Source organism: Rhizobium sp. P32RR-XVIII (genome assembly GCF_012641395.1).
Taxonomy (GTDB): domain Bacteria; phylum Pseudomonadota; class Alphaproteobacteria; order Rhizobiales; family Rhizobiaceae; genus Rhizobium.
The window spans coordinates 252,397-268,206 of record NZ_JABAIH010000002.1 but is presented as its reverse complement, the minus strand read 5'-3'; the positions used below and the strand labels follow the sequence as shown (position 1 = coordinate 268,206).

Genomic DNA, 15,810 nt, shown 5'->3' with positions numbered 1-15,810 from the left:
CAAGGGGAGTTACTCGATGTCCATCATCACCACTCGCTCGCGACTGCTCGGCACGGTCTTCGGCGTTGCGCTCGCTTTCGGCGCAACGGTCGCCAATGCCGAGACGCCGGCGAATGTTCTGGTCGTCGCCCAGTCGATCGACGATGCCGTCAGCTTCGACCCGGCCGAAGGCTTCGAGCTGACGACCGTCCAGTCCTTCAACAATCTCTACCAGCGTCTCGTGCAGTCGAACCGCGAGGACGGCACCAAGATCGAGCCGGCGCTTGCCGCCTCCTGGGAAGCCGGCAGTGACGGCAAGAGCCTGACCTTCACGCTCGCCGACGCCAAGTTCGCCTCCGGCAATCCGGTGCGTCCCGACGACGTGATCTTCTCGCTGACGCGGGCCGTGAAGCTCAACAAATCTCCGGCCTTCATCCTCAACGAGCTCGGCTGGAAAGCCGATAATGTCGATACCGCCATTACCAAGATCGACGACAAGCACGTCAAGCTGACCTGGACGGCCGATGTCGGTTCCGGCTTCGCCCTGTCGCTGCTGACGGCGCCGATCGCCTCGATCGTCGACGAACAGACAGTTGCCGCGAACGCCAAGGACAACGATTTCGGCAATGAATGGCTGAAGACGAATTCAGCCGGCAGCGGCGCCTATGCGATTGCCAGTTATACGCCACATGAGGCCCTTGTACTGCAGGCGAACGCCAATTCCAACGACAAGCCCAAGCTCGAAAACGTCATTATCCGCAACGTGCCGGATGTCGGCGCGCGGCGCCTGCTCGTCGAACAGGGCGATGCCGATATCGCCCGCGGCCTTTCCGCCGACCAGATCGAGGCGCTGAAGGACAAGAGCGGCATCAAGGTGCTGTCCGTTCCGTCTGCCCGTACCGATTACATCCTGCTGAACAGCAAGGCGAATACGACGCTCGGCAACCCGGCCTTCTGGGAAGCGGCCCGCTACCTCGTCGATTACGATGGTATCGCCAAGAACCTGCTGCGCGGCCAGAGCACGGTGCATCAGGCCTTCCTGCCGGTCGGCTTCCCGGGCGCGCTGACGAATACGCCCTTCAAGCTGGATGTCGAGAAAGCAAAGAAAATTCTGGCGGATGCCGGCATCGAGACGCCGTTCAAGATCGAATTCATCGTCTTCAACGACCAGCCCTTCCTGTCGATCGCCCAGTCGCTGCAGTCGACCTTTGCCCAGGCCGGCATCACGCTCGACATCCAGCCGGGTGTTGCAAGCGACATCTATGCCCGCGGCCGCGCCGGCAAGTACGAGATGACGCTGCGCTACTGGATCCCGGACTATTTCGACCCGCATTCCAATGCTAGCGCCTTTGCGATCAACAAGGATAACTCGGCCAATACCGTCGCTAGGCAGGCAGGCTGGGTGATCCCGGAACTGACCGACGAGACGCTTGCGGCCGTCAAGGAGCAGGATCCGGCCAAGCGCGTCGCCGCTTATCAGGACCTGCAGAAGAAGATCCAGGCAAGCTCGCCCTACGTCTTTACGCTTCAGGGCAATGACCAGGTCGTGCTAAGCGACAAGGTGAAGAACTATGCCCAGGGTCTCAACGCAGACCAGGTGTATTACGACAAGGTGGAAAAGTAAGTGCCGCAAGCGGCAACAACGCCTGATGCCGACAGGACCGACTCCCGCCAGCGCAAAGGTTGGCGGGAGTTGTCTTTGGTCTGGCCACTTCTCACATGGCTGTGGTCCTTCGCGCTGACGCTCTTGGGGCTGGCGCTGGTGACCTTTGCGATGACGCGTCTTTCGCCGATCGATCCGGCGCTGCAGTTGGTCGGCGACCATGCCAGCCAGTCCACCTACGAGCAGGCGCGAGTGGAACTCGGTCTCGACCAGCCGCTGCCAGTGCAGTTCCTGCGTTATGTCGAGACGGCACTATCCGGCAATTTCGGTCAATCGATCTCGACGGGACAGCCGGTAGCGAAGGACATCGCCCGCACCTTTCCGGCGACGATCGAGCTTGCGACGACGGCGATCATTTTCGGCGCGGCGATCGGCCTTGCGCTCGGCATCGCCGCAGCCATACGGCAGGGGACGTGGGTGGACAGCCTCGCCCGGTTCGTTTCGCTCTTCGGCTATTCGGTACCGATCTTCTGGCTCGGCCTTCTGATGCTGCTGCTGTTCTATGCGCGGCTGCACTGGGCTCCGGGGCCGGGCAGAGCGGATGTCGTTTTCCAATATACGGTCAAATCCGTCACCGGTTTTGCGCTGATCGATACCTGGCTCTCCGGCAAGGCCGGCGCCTTCCGCGATGCGCTGGCGCATCTGGCGCTGCCGGCGGTCGTGCTTGCCCTCTACGCGCTTGCCGCCATCTCGCGGCTGACGCGCGCCTCGATCCTGACGGAACTCGGGCAGGAATATGTGACGACGGCGCGCGCCAAGGGTGCCAGCCTCCGCCGTATCGTCTTCGTCCACATCCTTCCGAACATTTCCGGCACGCTGCTCACAGTGATTGCGCTTTCCTATGCCAGTCTGCTGGAGGGCGCGGTGCTGACCGAAACCGTTTTCGCCTGGCCGGGCATCGGCCGCTATCTCACCACAGCCATGTTTGCCGGGGACATGCCGGCAATTCTCGGCGCGACGCTCGTCGTCGGCGCCTCCTTCGTGCTGCTGAACGCGCTGACGGATCTGGGCGTGGCGCGGCTGGAAGCGGAGAAGAAGCGATGAGTGCGATCGTCCAGGCGCCACTCGGCGGTCCGTCCTTTCTCCGGCGCATGCTGCGCTCACCCTCCGCGGCGACGGGAAGCGTGGTCGTCATTTTCATTCTCGCGCTCGCGCTGCTGGCGCCTGTTCTAGCGCCCTACGATCCGAACCTGCAGGAGACGGCGAACCGGCTGATGCCGCCGAGCGCGGCGCATTGGTTCGGCACCGACGGCTTCGGCCGCGACATCCTCTCGCGGCTGATCTTTGGCGCTCGGCCGACGCTTCTGCTCGTGCTCGTCGTCGTGCTCCTGATGACGCCGCTCGGCATCCTCGTCGGCATCCTTGCCGGCTTCTTCGGCGGCATCACGGAACGCGTGCTGATGCGGATCACCGATATCGTCATGTCCTTCCCGCGGCTGTTGCTCGCCTTCGCCTTCGTCGCCATCATGGGACCGGGGCTGATCAATGGAGCATTGGCGCTGACACTGACGAGCTGGCCGGCCTATGCCCGCCAGGCCCGCGTCGAGACGGCGGCGCTCAGACGCAGCGATTATCTCGCGGCAGCGGAAATGGTGGGCATCGGCGGCGTCAGGCTGCTCTGGGGGCATATCCTGCCGCTGGTCCTGCCGTCTGCCATCATCCGCCTTGCGCTTGATCTTTCGGGCATCATCCTTGCCGCGGCCGGCCTCGGCTTCCTCGGCTTCGGCGTACGTCCGCCGACGGCAGAATGGGGCTCGATGGTGGCGGAGGGCACGCAGGTTATTTTCGATCAGTGGTGGGTGGCTGCAGTGCCGGGCTTTGCCATTTTCGTTACCTCCTTTGCCTTCAACCTGATGGCCGACGGGTTGCGTGACATCCTGGATCCGCGCCATGACTGAGCCGCTGCTTTCCGTCGAGGAGCTTTCGATCTCCTTTCCCTCCGTCGCCGGCTCGGTGCGCGTCGTCGACGGCATTTCCTTTTCCGTCGGCCGCGAGGTGGTGGCGCTGGTCGGCGAGTCCGGTTCCGGTAAATCGATGACCGGGCGGGCGATCATGGGGCTTCTGCCGCGGAGCGCGGCGGTGTCGGCCAAGCGCCTGGCCTTCGACGGGCAGGATTTGACGACGCTGTCACCCTCCGGCTGGAACGCGATCCGCGGCGATGGCATCGGCCTTATCCTGCAGGATCCGAAATATTCGCTGAACCCAGCCCACAAGGTCGGGCGGCAGGTGGAAGAGGCGCTGCTCCTGCATACGAGACTTTCCTCTTCCGAGCGCCGCGAGCGAGCGCTCGATATGCTCTCCCGTGTCGGGCTTGCCGATCCGATGCGCGTCTATGGCAGCTATCCCGCCGCGCTTTCCGGCGGCATGGGGCAGCGCGTCATGATCGCCGCGATGCTGATCAACCGGCCGAAACTTCTGATCGCCGACGAGCCGACCTCAGCGCTTGATCGCAACCTCCAGGACCAGATCCTGACGCTCTTGCGCTCGCTGACGGAGGAACTCGGCATGGGCCTGCTGCTCATCAGCCATGACCTGCAGCAGGTCTCGCGTTATGCCGATCGGGTAATGGTGATGCGGCATGGCCATATCGAGGACCAGATGGCCTCGGCCGATCTTTCCCATGCCAAGTCAGCCTATACGAGAGCGCTCTGGGCGGCGCGACCCTCGGCTGCCACCTATGGCACGCAATTGCCCGTCTATGGAGACGAGCCGTGAACGCGCTCACCGTTAAGGATCTCTCCGTCACCTTCCAAGCGGGCGCCAAAGGCTTCACGGCCGTGCGGGGCGTCGGCTTCGAGGTCGAAGCCGGGCAGACCTTCGGCCTGATCGGCCCTTCCGGCTGTGGTAAAACGACCGTGCTTCGGGCGATCGCCGGCCTCAATACCAATTGGCAGGGAGAGATTTCCGTTTTCAGCCAGCCGCTGCGATCGGGGCACAAGATCACCGGCGCGTTGCGGGCCGAGATCCAGATGGTCTTCCAGGATCCTTATTCCTCGTTGCATCCACGCCATCGGATCGCCCGCATTTTGGGCGAGCCGCTTTCGATCCGCGGTGCGCACAATGTCGAGGACGAGGTCCGCGAAACGCTCGCTCGGGTCGGGCTAACGTCGGCGGTCGCCGGGCGCTATCCGCATCAGCTTTCCGGTGGCCAGCGCCAGCGCGTGGCGATCGCCAGGGCACTGCTTTTGAAGCCGAAACTGCTTTTGCTCGACGAGCCGACTTCGGCGCTCGACGTTTCGGTGCAGGCGGGCATCCTAAATCTGCTCGACGAGCTGAAGACCTCGTATGGCATGACCTTCATTCTCGTCAGCCATGATCCCGGTGTTGTAGCTCATATGTGCGATCGGGCGGTGACGATGCAGGCTGGTCGGATCGAACGCGAGCTCGACCGCGCCGCGCTTGCGGCCGGTGGCTGGGAGATGCAGCCCTCCTAGGCAGAAACCATCGTCGCGAAAAACCCGAAATTATCGCTTCTCGCGTCTTTCAAATCTGGGCGAATGCCTCCGCGCAGGCACTTTTTGTTTTTCTTCCGGGCTTTCATCGAACCACCGGCGAGGTAGCAAAGCCGGGCGGGCGGCGGATGTTTGACCATGGTCAACGTGATATCCGCTATAGGCCATCCCGGCTTCTGTAAGCCAGTCGCGAACGCATTTCCAAATCAAGCTTCCAAACGCCCTCATTTTGTCTCCTCCTCCAGAAACCGATTGCGCTCTAATCGTAATCCCGCGTTAGGTCATCGCAGGCTCTGTTGACCCGCCTCGGTGATTGTCGGTTGCCATTCATAAATACGAACGCTCTCATATACCCCGTGGACCACAAATGGGTCCCCGGAATTGAAATCTTGCATCTCGTCGATGGAATTGACCTCGGCAACAACAACGCCTCCAGTGGCTCCTCCGAATTCGTCCAGAATAGGTCCTGATTGCACAATGCGAAGCCGGCCGGATCGCAAGTACCTTTTGTGATCCTCGATATAGCCCGTGCGAGCTTCAGCTTTTTCCGGATTCGACAGTGCGATACGAATGGCGAGCATTGCGTTAAGCTCCTTGGCTCAGGCTAGTTTACTTGACAATTTGATCCAGACGGCCGCGCTTGGTGGTGATCAAGACAGCCAGGATGACGACCGCGCCGCGAATGCCGACCTGGAAGAAGGGATCGACTTGCAGGAGCGTCATGCCGTTTGCCAGGATGACGATGGTCAGCACACCAAAGACGGTACGCAGCGGTCCGCCGACGCCGCCGGTGAGCAGCGTGCCGCCGAGGACGACCGCCGCAATCGTATCCAGAAGAAACGGATCACCCATGCCGGGAGAGGCCGAAAAGGTTCGGATTCCGAGCAAGATTCCCGCGAGTCCGGAAATCGCACCGGCCACGACGAAGACGGCAACCTTCAGCCGTGTCGTCGAAATACCCGACATCCGGGTCGTGCGCTCGTTGTCGCCGATTGCGTACATATATTGGCCAAAGCGCGTGTATCGGGCAACAAACGCACACATGAGCAGAACGGCGATCGCCCATAGGCCAATCTTGGGAAAAGATCCGAACACGACGCCGCCAGCAAGTGCGCTCGATGTGGGCGTCGTCCATGGCAACGGCCGCCCGCCGGATATGATCAAGCCGAGGCTCTGGAAGATGAACAATGAACCAAGCGTGACAAGAAAGCTCGGGAGCTTCAGGATAGAATTGAGAAGGCCGTTGAACGCGCCGCATAGGCCGCCGACGATCAGGCCGACAAGAATGCCGCTCTCACCGATGACCGGCACTAGGGTAATCGAACAGATAGCGGACAACGTCATGACGGCGCCGACCGACAGATCAATCGAGCCGATGAGGATGACGAAAGTCACCCCCATGGATGCTACAAGTAACACCGAGGACTGGCGAATGATGTTCCAGAGGTTCGGCCAAGTCAGAAATGCACTGTGCATGACGGAGAAGAACACGATCAGGAGAATTGCGGCGATGAAAGGCGTGAACCTTCCGAGGGCATTTATCTTCGACATTTCAATTCCTTGATTCCTGGCTGCTCAAAACATCATCGCAACGACGTCTTGCTCTTTCGGCTTGTTCTCGACAGGAGCGGGAATGGCCGCCGACAACGACCCGCTCGAAAGAAAGTAGAGGGTGTTCGAAAGCTCGATCAGTTCGACGAGGTCATCGGAAATCAGCAGGACGGCGCATCCGCCAGCCGTCACATCCCGGAGAAGACGATAAATTTCCTCCTTCGCGCCCGCATCGACGCCGCGCGTGGGGTTATCGACGATCAGTAGCCGAGGATTTCGCGCCAGCCATTTGGCCAGCACCACCTTCTGCTGATTGCCGCCGCTAAGCGTGCCGACGAGAGCCGCGTCGTTTGGCGCCTTGATCCGCAACTCATCTACCCGTTCCGATACGAAACTCGCAGCTTTGGGGAAGTCCAGAATGCCCCAGCGCGCGAAACGGTCGAGCGAGGGGAGGATGATGTTGTCCCGTATCGATCGGCCAAGCATCACGCCATCAAGATGACGGTGAAGCGGCACGTAGCCGACACCGAGTTCAATGCGATCCGATGCCGTAAGCGGGCTGACATCGCGGCCCAGGATTCTGACTCCGCCGCGGCTTGCCTCGACGCCCAATATCGCGCGTCCCAACTCGGTCTTGCCGGATTGGACCAGTCCGCCAATGCCGACGATTTCTCCTTCGCGGACCGAGAGCGTCACATTGCGGAAAAATTCGGTGGTGAAGTCAGTCAGTTCGAGCACTGGGGAGCCGAATTCGGAACGCTGCCGGTTGGTCGCATAAAAATCCGTCAGCCGCTCCCGTCCGACCATTAGGCTGTGGAGCTTCGCCTCCGTCGGTTCGGAGACATCGGCATCGACGACCTGACCGTCCTTGAGAACGACCACGTGATCGCAGAGGTGCAGCACCTCGTCGAGACGATGCGATATGAATACGACCGAAGCCCTGAACTTTTCTTTCAGCAGCCGGACGACTCCGTAAAAGAGATCGAGTTCCGGGCCGGAGAGTGAGGCTGTCGGCTCATCAAGGAGGACGAGCGGCCGATCGATCTTCAGCATTTCCGATTGGGCAACGACACGCGCGATTTCGATAAGCTGCCGGGTGCCGAAATTGAGGTCTCCGGTGACGGCCTTCGCATCAAGTGCGATGCCGAGCTCGTTCAAAATTCTTTGGGCTCGCGCCTGCATTTCGGCGAACTGCATAATCCCCAAGCGGGAGAAATGGTGTTCGAGACCGAGAAAGAGATTCTGAAAGATCGGGTAGACGAGAATGAGCGCCTGTTCCTGGTGGACGCGGAATATGCCCGCATGGGTCGCCTCGCGCGGCTGATCGAATTCGACGACCTCGCCATGGAGAACGAGCTGACCTTCGTCGGGCGTCTGGAGACCGCAGAGAATATCGAGAAGCGTGCTTTTACCAGCGCCGTTCTCGCCAACGAGCCCTAGGGTTTCGCCATGGTCGATACAAAAGGACACGTCCCGCAACGCGGTCACGCCAGGATAGCGTTTCGTGATGGAACGTAGTTCGAGATGCTGCTTCATTGATGCCGGTCCGATCTGCAGGATTGAGGAGCGCCGTTGCGGCGCTCCTCAAGAAAATCAGAATCCGAGGACGGTTTTCTTGGCGCGTGTCTGGCCGGCGACGTCGCTCAGTGGACCGGGGACGAAGTGGTCCCGGTACATCTTGTTGAGCTTGTCGGCATTGCCGGCCTTGAGGGAGGCCTCGACGCTTTCCGGCAACGTCCAGCCGCCGGGTTTGAGCGACTGCATGGAACCGACTTTCCCCCAGAAGTTCGATGGGTCGATGACTTCCATGCCCCATTGGATCTTCCAATTGTCGCCGTTCAGATGGCGCGACATCGACTTGAAGTCGAAGTTAATCTTGCCGCTCTGGTCCATGGCGCTGAGATATTTTTCGGCGACCTCGGGAGAATCGAGGAAGACGGAATCGAAATACCGCATTTTCTCGAGCGGATCGTAGGTAATGCCTTCCAGGGCATCATAGAGGGTTACGACCGAGTAGCCCGTCATGAAAGGCGCATTGATCGAGACCGTGCCCAGCGCGCTCTTGTCTTCTTTCATGCGGTTCAGCATTTCGCGCGTGGCATCGTTTCCGGCGGTGAAAATGGAGCCGGTCAGTCCTCGCTCACGCAAGACATCGAGGACGGCTATGGCCGTGTCGTCGTTATAGGAAATAATGGCGCTTACATCGGGATTGGCCGTCAGAAGATTTTCGACGATTGGACGGGCTGCCACACGGTTTTCGCCGCCCGGCTGCTCGCCGACAAGCTCGATATCCGGATTGTTCTCGAGTGCCAGCTTGACGCCGGCGGCGCGCGAATCTGCGGAGAAGTTGCCCGGCAATCCGGCGACGTAGAGCACCTTGCCCTTGTTACCGATCTTGTCGAAGAGGGCCTGTGCCATGGCGGCGATGCCGCGAATATTATCCGGCTGGCTATAGAGCATATAGGAACCTGCATACGCAGGGTCGTCGGCATCGAGCCAGGCAGCTGTCGAATGGGCGTTGGCGAGCTTGACGCCGACCTGACTTGCGGTGGCCGCCAAGGCTTTGATGACCTCGGCGTTTTGCGCAAACGTGACGACGGCGTTCACGCCGAGCGAAGGGGCCTGCTCGATCTGCGCGATCTGCTTGTCGACTGAATCTTCGAATGTCTGCGCGATATATTTAAGGCCAAGCTGTTCGGTCGCCAGCCTGCAGCCCGCATCCCAACCTTGCCAGTATTCATTTGCCAGCGTCGGGAAGGTATTGAGTATAGTTATTGTTTCATCGGATGCTCTCGCCGTCTTCCTCAAGACAAAGGGGGACGCGATCGATGATGCCGCAATCGCAGCCGTATATTTAAGCACAGTTCTACGATTCACGCCGCGAGCTTCGTGGCCATGCATTAGTAATCCTCCCATGTATGCGCGTGCCGGACTTTACCGGAAGCCTCAGTTTATTGGCTTATTCTCGAATAAAAACCTTGTAATTATCCATTCTGGATGTCGTCCTTCCGCCTTGCAATCGAGGGTACGCACTCCGTTGCATCCCCGCCAACGTCACGCTGACGCCGGCGGTTCTCCTCGGTAGGCCTGTTCAAGCAATTCGCTCAGCGCGTTCTTTTCGAGAGCCCGCGGATTCCAGTAGGCATTCGACATCGCCTGTTCGACTGCGTCGCCGACACTGTTTGCGGGCATGCCGAGATCTTTCAACGACATGACAGCCCCCAATCGCTTCGCAAGGTCATAAAGAGCCGCGGCTGGCTCGCCTCCTCCGAGCGCCCTGCTGATACGTGTCATGGCAGCCGGAGCGGCCTTGCTGTTGTAAGCCACCACATGGGGCAGAACGGCAGTATGCATAGGCGCATGCGGCAGGTTGAACATGCCGCCCAGCGTGTGGCAGAGCTTGTGATGCAGCGCCATTCCCACCGATCCGAGGCAGACGCCGCAAAGCCAGGCGCCATAGAGGGCATCGGCGCGTGCAGCCGTGTCCTGTGGGTTTGCCTGGATGAGCGGCAAAGCACGGGCGATCGCTGCAATCCCCTCCTCCGCCATCATCGAAATGATGGGATTTGTTTCCCTGGCGTAAAGCGCCTCGACGGCATGGGCGATCGCATTGATACCGCTTGTCACCGAAAGCGGAACGGGCAGGCTCAGCGTCAGATCGACATCATAAACGATGACTTCGGGTAGGATGCGCGGATCGGACTTGGTGACCTTTCGGCCCCCTTCTGTCTCCCCGAGGATGGGAGTGGCCTCCGATCCGGCATACGTCGTCGGCACGACAATCTGCGGCAGATCCGTGCGATAGGCGATCGCCTTGCCGAGACCCGTCGTCGATCCGCCGCCGATCGACACAACCGCGTCGGCGCCGAGCCGCTCGACGGTCCGCATGGCATCCGATGTCACGTCCACCGGCGTGTGCATCTGCGCTTTGGAATAAATGCCGGCAACACGAGAGCCTAGGTGCTGCGCAATGTCTTCCGCCTGCTTCGCCTGCTCCGGCGTGGAGAGAACCAGGACGGATTTAGCGCCCAGCCTGTCGGCTTCTTCCCCAAGCCGGGAAACCGTGCCGCTGCCAAAAATGACGCGACCGGGATTTGCATTGTAGATGAAATTTTCCAACTGCCCCTCCTATCGCGCCTGTTCTGGCCGCGCGAGGACGAAATCAAAATCCGAGCGCCAGAGGGTGTTGCCGTGCTCGACACGATCAAAGGGTGCGACAAGCGTCTTCTTCACTCCAAAGACAGTGTCCGATTCCAGATAGGTGTCTCGGCCGACGAACGTGTGGGTCACGAGCTTCTGAAAGCCGTCTGCACGAACCATGTAGTGCATGTGCGCCGGTCGATACGGATGCCGCCCAAGGGCGGCGAGCATTTTTCCTACCGGCCCATCGTCGGGGATCGGATAGGAAACCGGCTTGATGCCGACGAAGCTATAGCGTCCGTCCGCGCCCGTGACGAAAACACCGCGATTATTCCATTTCGGTTGGATGTCGGGCTGCTGAACGTCGTAGTAGCCTTCCGCATTGTCCGACCAGACGTCAATACGGGCGCCGGCAACAGGATTGCCGTCGTGATCGAGCACACTGCCTGTGAAAAGACAGCTTTCTCCCTTGCCGTCCAGGCAGATCTGATCGCCCATCTGACGCACGGGAGCGCCTTCGACATGGAAAGGGCCGAAGACCGTATTTTCCGTCGCGCCCTCCGGCCTTCGATTGTTGATGGCATCGACCAGCATGGAAAGGCCGAGCGTATCGGACAGGAGGATGAATTCCTGTCGCTCCTGCGTGCAGATCTGGCCTGTCCGGGTCAGGAAATCGATGCCGAATTCCCACTCCTCCTGCGTGAGTTCGATCTCCCGCGCAAAATTATGGAGATGTTTCACCAGGCAAGCCATTACCTGGGCAAGGCGTGGATTGACGTCCTTTCCCATTCGGGCATTGACCGTCTCGACGGAATTCTCTTCCGTGAAATAGCCGGTTGGCGCCATTGTTCCCAAGGTCTCCGCGCTCATCCGATACTCCTTGCTTTAGGGAATGATGCGATCTGCCCGAAGGCGATCGAAGGCGTCGGTGAAGGATTGGGTCGTGTCCTGATAGTCCAGAAAGCCCAGTTTCCGGCTACGCCCCATATCGTTGAATGTCTCGACTTGCCGTCCGAGATCGGCATCCGAATGCCAGAACGAGGCGACACGGGAGAGAGCGTTGGGTTGAAGATCATATTTCTTCACTATCCGATCCCAGATCGGCGCAGCATCCGCCATCTGGTTTTCAAGCGGGTTCGGCTCTCCCGAATAGACCGCGGCCTCGATGCCGAAATAGCTCGCAAGCCGTGGCCAGAGCCATTTCCATCGGAAGACCTCGCCATTGACGACGTTGAATGCAAGGTTGGCCGCGGCTTTCGTCGTCGACGCCCATTTGAGATGCCTGGCGAGCAGCCGCGTATCGGTGACGTCGGTGGCGGCCTGCCATTGCTGCGGAGAGCCGGGAAAGACGAACGGCCTGCCGGTCTCTTTGCAGATCGATGCATAGACGCCGAGCGTGGCGGCCATGTTCATCGCATTTCCGACCGCATAGCCGATCAGAGTATGCGGACGGTGGATGGACCAGGTAAAGCCATCGCGTGCTGCTGCTGCAAAGACTTCGTCCTCCTGGACGTAGTAGAAGTTTTCGCCAGGCAGACGCTCCTGCTCCTCGCGGAACGGAGTTTCCGGCTGCGTCTTGGCATAGGATTCGAACGGACCGAGATAGTGCTTGGTGCCGGTGGTCAGAGCGACATGCTCGACGCCACGTCCTTTCAGTGCATCGAGCACATGGCGGACGATGGCTCCGTTTACCTCGCAGTTCTTTGCCTCCGTGTCCTGCCGGGACCAGGCCGTGATGAAGACGTGGCTGGGCTTCGTATTCTCCAGCGCGGCCTGCACCGAGCCTGCGTCGACGAGATCGCATCGAAGCGTCTTGACGCCGGAGACCAGGCTTTCGGAGCGCGACAGGCCCGAAACCGTCCAACCGCCCTGCGACAGCAGGTGTTCTGCGAGGTTGCTGCCGGTGATCCCAGTAACACCGACGATCAGTGCGTGCTTGCTCATGGATTTTAACCGTTCAACAGAGTGATTTTGATGCTTTTCGTCGGGTCCTGCCCGAAGGCGAAGGCCTCGACCGCTTCCGTCAGAGCAAAGTCATGCGTCTGGATCGGCGACAAATCGATGCCGGTTCTTTCCAGGAAGCGGATGGCGGCAGGCCAGACGCCTGGCGATCCGATGCATCCGCGGACGGTCAGGTTCTTCATCTGGATCTGTCCGAGAACCACGGGGACCTTGCGGCCGATGTTTATGCCGACCATCGACATGCGACCGTCTTCGCGAGCGTAGTCGAAGGCGGCGGCCAGCGACGCGTCATGCCCGGATGCTTCGATCACGAGATCGGCGCCGTTTCCGCGCGTAAGGTCGCGGATTTTTTCAGCCGCGCCGCCATCCGTCGGATCGATGGCGACATCGGCTCCGAGCTTTTTCGCGACCTCGCGACGCGACGCCAGCGGGTCGACGACGATAACGCGGGCGCCCATGCCGATTGCCGCGGCGGCCGAGACCAGTCCGATCGTACCCCCGCCGGACACTACAACGGTTTCGCTGGCATTCGTGCCGCCCGAACGCAGGACTGCGTAAAAACCGCAGGTAAAGGGTTCGATCAAGGCCGCCTTCTTGTCATCGACCGCATCGGGAAGCTTGTGAAGCCACTCGGGATTGACGGCGAAAAACTCGCGATCGGCGCCGCTCAGCGAAAAGCCGAAATGATGCAGGCGCTCGGGGGTGCGCACGACGCATTCGCCGACTACGCGGTCCCCTTTACGGAATCCCGTCACGTTGCGCCCGACTTCGACGATCTCGCCGCTCCATTCGTGGCCGGGCGTCACGGGATAGGAGATGGGGATGATGTAGCGCCCCGCCAGCAATTCGTAATCGGAGTGGCAGATGCCGACTGCCCGCGTGCGTACCAGCACCTCGTTCGGGGAGATGTCCGGCATGGCCGTCTCCACGATAACCGGCTTTTCCGGCGCTTCGAAAACCAGAGCCTTCATGTCGTCCTCCTCAAACCTGTTCCAGGGCGCCCGTTCGGGCGGAACGAACGATCGCCTCCAGCAATGCGATATTGTTGATCATGTCCTCGCCAGTGATCGGATAGTCCTTTTGGCCGCGCACGGCCCGGGCGAAGGCTCGCAAATTGTCGCGGACCGGCTCGGCAGGTGCGACTTCCCGCACCGTGATCGGTTTGTCCTTCCACCCTTCCGTCACCACCCAGCCATCGGGCGCTTCGACATGCGCCTTGTCGCGCACCTCGATCCATCCGAGCGTGCCGTAGACGGCAAAACGGGAGACGAACGGAGTGGCGAGCGTGGCGGAGACATAGGCCGACCCGCCGTTTCCGAAGCGGATGTGAGCACTCATCGTGTCGCCCTGGGGTATTTGCGAGGCAAGGTTTTCGCAAATCACCCGAACATCCTTTGCCGGTCCCATCAGCTTGACGGCAAGGTCCGTTAAATGAATTCCGGTCGCCGTCATGCCGCCTGCCGGCGCCTGGTCGGCCTTCAACCGCCAATTCGACGGATCGAGACCAAGGAACTTGTCGTGGCTGAAATTCGCTTCGATCTGCAGCAGACGGCCAAGCCTTCCCTCACCGGCCGCCGTCAGGATTTCGGCGATCGGCGGTTCAAAGCGGCGTTCATGACCCATTCCGAGGACGACGCCCGCCCTCCTGCATAGAGCCACCGAGGCCTCGGCGCCGGCTCGTGTCAAATCCAGCGGCTTTTCACAGAAGACATGCTTTCCGGCCGCGACGACCTGAGCGATCTGCTGTTGATGGAGCGAATGCGGCGTGGCGAGCACCACCGCCTCGATGTTCGGATCGGCGAGCGCTTCGGCAAGATCGGTGGAGAACTGCAGACCGGCCTCTTTCGCAAAGGTCTCGGTCTCCGGATTCGGGTCGATGCCGCGAACGAAATGCATCTCCGCCCCGCCGCTATTGACGAGGCTCGCCATCTTCTTGCCCCACCAGCCGAGACCGACGAGGGCTGCGATGACTGGCCTTTCCTCAATCATCGTCATCGATTGTCCACCCGCTTGCTGAAAGGGTGGATATTGACGGTCCTCCAGACACCCGCCTTCGTGAAGGGATCGGCCTTGTTGAACGCGACGACTTCTTCCTTGCTGTCGGCTTCAAGAAGGAAGAGAGAGCCGATCATGGTCTCGTTGTCATCGGCCAGAAGCGGCCCGGAGATGACGGTCTTGGTCGACGCGTTGGCGAGATAGGCCTTGTGGGCGTCGTAGTTGGCAAGGCGCTTTTCGACGCCGCCTTCGTGGTCGAGGCAATGAACGATATAATGCATGGGAATTCCTTTCGAAAAATCAGGCGATCGAATAGCCGCCGTCAACCATCAGCAGATGCCCGGTGATGCCGCTCGCCGCATCGGACAGAAGGAAGGCGGCAGCGGAAGCGATTTCCTCCGGCTTGATCAGACGGCCGACCGGAGTGTCGTCCATCCATTGCTTCATGACCGCAGGCTGAGTTCGGCCGACTTCGGCCAGCATGACGGTATCGGTGTAGCCAGGCCCGACGGCGTTGACGCGCACGCCCGATTTTGCCCACTCGGCGGCAAGGACGCGGCACATATGGGCAACACCTGCTTTGGACACGTCGTAGCCGACATGCAGTTCCGGCCGCACCGCCTTCACGCCGGCGATGGAAGCCGTCATGACGATAGCCCCCTTCCCGGCTTCGATCATCGATCGGCCGAAAGCCTGGACGGTCCAGAAGACGCCGTCGAGATTCACCGACATCACAGTGCGCCAATCCGCCTCGCTGTGATCCAGGGCAGGCCGTTCATACGACATGCCGGCATTGGCGAAGATCCCGTCCAACGGCCCGAAACCCTCCCGGACGCTCGCCGCGGCCGCCTCGACAGAATTCTTGTCGGCGACGTTGAAGACAACGCTCTCGGCCTTGCCTCCCGCGGCGCGGATCTCGTCGCGAGTCTTTTCGACCGAGGCGTCACGATCGGCTGCTATCACCGTCGCACCCAGCGAGGCCAGATAGCGGCAGGCGGCGCTGCCGATTCCGCCGGCCGCGCCCGTGACCAGGATCTTGCGCCCATTGATGTCCATCGGGTTCTTCAT

General features: G+C 60.6%; 17 protein-coding genes. 5 read left to right on the top strand and 12 right to left on the bottom strand.

What is annotated here, in order from left to right; all coding sequences use genetic code 11:
• Positions 1–16 precede the first annotated feature (16 nt).
• Genes HGP14_RS06285 through HGP14_RS06265 form a run of 5 tightly spaced genes read left to right on the top strand, consistent with a single transcriptional unit; the run spans position 17 to position 5,076 of the window.
• Positions 17–1,603, top strand: a complete 1,587-nt coding sequence (locus tag HGP14_RS06285) for an ABC transporter substrate-binding protein (protein WP_168829005.1) — start codon at positions 17–19, stop codon at positions 1,601–1,603.
• Positions 1,604–2,686 (top strand): ABC transporter permease, encoded by a 1,083-nt coding sequence (locus HGP14_RS06280; RefSeq protein ID WP_168829004.1) that lies wholly within the window; start codon positions 1,604–1,606, stop codon positions 2,684–2,686.
• A complete protein-coding gene (locus tag HGP14_RS06275) occupies positions 2,683–3,540 on the top strand; it encodes an ABC transporter permease (RefSeq protein ID WP_168829003.1) in 858 nt (285 codons plus the stop codon). Before HGP14_RS06280 ends, HGP14_RS06275 begins: the two co-directional genes overlap by 4 nt.
• Positions 3,533–4,357, top strand: a complete 825-nt coding sequence (locus tag HGP14_RS06270; RefSeq protein ID WP_168829002.1) for an ATP-binding cassette domain-containing protein — start codon at positions 3,533–3,535, stop codon at positions 4,355–4,357. The genes HGP14_RS06275 and HGP14_RS06270 overlap by 8 nt, the downstream gene beginning before the upstream one ends.
• Entirely contained in the window at positions 4,354–5,076 is a 723-nt protein-coding gene (locus HGP14_RS06265; RefSeq protein ID WP_168829001.1) for an ABC transporter ATP-binding protein, read from the top strand. The genes HGP14_RS06270 and HGP14_RS06265 overlap by 4 nt, the downstream gene beginning before the upstream one ends.
• Here the strand turns inward: HGP14_RS06265 and HGP14_RS06260 are convergent.
• From HGP14_RS06260 to HGP14_RS06205, 12 genes are all read right to left on the bottom strand, one after another.
• Positions 5,073–5,240: a hypothetical protein gene (locus HGP14_RS06260; protein ID WP_168829000.1), complete on the bottom strand. Its 168-nt coding sequence runs from the start codon at positions 5,238–5,240 to the stop codon at positions 5,073–5,075. The two genes, HGP14_RS06265 and HGP14_RS06260, sit on opposite strands and share 4 nt — an antisense overlap.
• 135 nt (positions 5,241–5,375) lie before the next feature.
• Positions 5,376–5,675 carry a YciI family protein gene (locus HGP14_RS06255; RefSeq protein WP_168828999.1) on the bottom strand — a complete coding sequence of 100 codons (300 nt, stop codon included), beginning with the start codon at positions 5,673–5,675 and terminating at the stop codon, positions 5,376–5,378.
• 28 nt (positions 5,676–5,703) lie between these two features.
• Positions 5,704–6,645 (bottom strand): ABC transporter permease, encoded by a 942-nt coding sequence (locus HGP14_RS06250; RefSeq protein WP_168828998.1) that lies wholly within the window; start codon positions 6,643–6,645, stop codon positions 5,704–5,706.
• Between the two features lie 24 nt (positions 6,646–6,669).
• Entirely contained in the window at positions 6,670–8,181 is a 1,512-nt protein-coding gene (locus tag HGP14_RS06245) for a sugar ABC transporter ATP-binding protein (protein ID WP_168828997.1), read from the bottom strand.
• Positions 8,182–8,238: 57 nt separating this feature from the next.
• Positions 8,239–9,522 carry a sugar ABC transporter substrate-binding protein gene (locus HGP14_RS06240; RefSeq protein ID WP_168828996.1) on the bottom strand — a complete coding sequence of 428 codons (1,284 nt, stop codon included), beginning with the start codon at positions 9,520–9,522 and terminating at the stop codon, positions 8,239–8,241.
• A gap of 177 nt (positions 9,523–9,699) precedes the next feature.
• Positions 9,700–10,764 carry a maleylacetate reductase gene (locus tag HGP14_RS06235; protein ID WP_168828995.1) on the bottom strand — a complete coding sequence of 355 codons (1,065 nt, stop codon included), beginning with the start codon at positions 10,762–10,764 and terminating at the stop codon, positions 9,700–9,702.
• A gap of 9 nt (positions 10,765–10,773) precedes the next feature.
• On the bottom strand, positions 10,774–11,655 hold the full coding sequence (locus tag HGP14_RS06230; RefSeq protein WP_246704373.1) for an intradiol ring-cleavage dioxygenase: 882 nt from the start codon (positions 11,653–11,655) through the stop codon (positions 10,774–10,776).
• A gap of 15 nt (positions 11,656–11,670) precedes the next feature.
• Positions 11,671–12,729: an SDR family oxidoreductase gene (locus tag HGP14_RS06225; RefSeq protein WP_168828994.1), complete on the bottom strand. Its 1,059-nt coding sequence runs from the start codon at positions 12,727–12,729 to the stop codon at positions 11,671–11,673.
• A 5-nt stretch (positions 12,730–12,734) separates the two neighbouring features.
• Positions 12,735–13,718 carry a zinc-binding dehydrogenase gene (locus HGP14_RS06220; RefSeq protein ID WP_168828993.1) on the bottom strand — a complete coding sequence of 328 codons (984 nt, stop codon included), beginning with the start codon at positions 13,716–13,718 and terminating at the stop codon, positions 12,735–12,737.
• Positions 13,719–13,728: 10 nt separating this feature from the next.
• Entirely contained in the window at positions 13,729–14,742 is a 1,014-nt protein-coding gene (locus HGP14_RS06215) for a Gfo/Idh/MocA family protein (RefSeq protein ID WP_168828992.1), read from the bottom strand.
• Positions 14,739–15,023: a YciI family protein gene (locus tag HGP14_RS06210; RefSeq protein WP_168828991.1), complete on the bottom strand. Its 285-nt coding sequence runs from the start codon at positions 15,021–15,023 to the stop codon at positions 14,739–14,741. Before HGP14_RS06210 ends, HGP14_RS06215 begins: the two co-directional genes overlap by 4 nt.
• 19 nt (positions 15,024–15,042) lie before the next feature.
• Positions 15,043–15,810: an SDR family NAD(P)-dependent oxidoreductase gene (locus HGP14_RS06205; protein ID WP_168828990.1), complete on the bottom strand. Its 768-nt coding sequence runs from the start codon at positions 15,808–15,810 to the stop codon at positions 15,043–15,045.